We start from the raw sequence: 1071 nt of genomic DNA on the forward strand, positions 1-1071 counted from the left end.
AGGACACGGCCCCGCACACAGTGCAGGCATACGTTCTCATCGACACAGGCAGTGCATGCTTGCTTCTCGCTCCGCACGATGCGCAGCCCATCGTGGTGTGCGCCGGATGCACGAGACGGACGTCCCGCACATGCTTGTGCCTTGCTCCGTGGGACTGATCAGGGCGTAGGAACTCCCGTCATCCCAGGTCAGCGGGCACCTCTTCTCATTTCGTCGTCCACAGACCGACTATCGCGCGGTGGATCCAGGATCAGAGCACGCGGACAGGGCCCGCAGCTCGCTTCATGGCCGACCGGCCGCCCCCGATCACTCGCTGCCTGTTCTTGAGTGGTGCTCGAGAAGAGGTGGGACGTCCAGGTCCCCCTCTCGGAGCCGATAAACCTGCAAGGTGAGCTCGTAGTACTTGTCTGTCTCGCCAACCCACTCCATGCCCACGCGCCGAGCCGTCGCGATTCCACGCGTGTTGTGGGGGCGCACCACTGCGAAGACTTCGTCCACCCCCGCCGTGAACGCGTAGTGCGCTGCGCCGTGTCCCGCTTCGGTCGCCAGGCCGCGCCCCCAGAAGGGTCTTGCGAGCTGCCAGCCGATCTCGAGGTCAATACCGTCGGGGGGCAGCGGCAGGATCGCGGCCCCTCCAACGAGCTCGCCGGACCCCGCCAGTTCGATGGCCCAACGCCCTGCCGGAGGCTCGAGGCTCGAGCACTGCCCAATCCATTGGCGGAGCACTCCTTCCATGGCGTCCTTGTTGGGCACCGTCGTCATCGCCGGGGCCAGCCAGCGGGCCACATCGTCCTCTCCGTACACGGCGAGGGCCGCTGCAGCATCGTTCGTCAACCACCGTCGTATCACGAGCCGCTCAGTCTCGATGCGGGAGCCGTCGACTCTCACACGATGCCGTGGATTTGGGCGACTAGGCATGTCTACTCACCTAACTTTCGGGCCGTCAAATCAGCGGAGGTGATGCCTGACGGATCGTCAACATCTCGGTAGAAGCCGCCTCGGCGATTCCTGCTGGCGCTCTCGGAAAGTAGACCGTACAGCGTGCAGAAGCCGTCCTGCAGCGTGCTCATT

Annotated in this window: 1 protein-coding gene and 1 pseudogene; both read right to left on the minus strand. The window is 64.7% G+C overall.

Features of this window, described 5'->3' with window-relative positions:
* Nucleotides 1-136 (minus strand): annotated as a pseudogene (locus tag VXC91_RS45975) (RNA-guided endonuclease TnpB family protein); the annotation flags it as partial.
* Between the two features lie 170 nt (nt 137-306).
* Nucleotides 307-918 (minus strand): GNAT family N-acetyltransferase, encoded by a 612-nt coding sequence (locus VXC91_RS45980; protein WP_329513265.1) that lies wholly within the window; start codon nt 916-918, stop codon nt 307-309.
* Nucleotides 919-1071 lie beyond the last annotated feature (153 nt).

Source organism: Streptomyces chiangmaiensis (genome assembly GCF_036281785.1).
Taxonomy (GTDB): domain Bacteria; phylum Actinomycetota; class Actinomycetes; order Streptomycetales; family Streptomycetaceae; genus Streptomyces; species Streptomyces chiangmaiensis.

Bases quoted from the DNA above. Each gene is read 5' to 3' on its own strand.
- VXC91_RS45980 (WP_329513265.1), bottom strand. From the start codon at position 918: ATGCCTAGTCGCCCAAATCCACGGCATCGTGTGAGAGTCGACGGCTCC.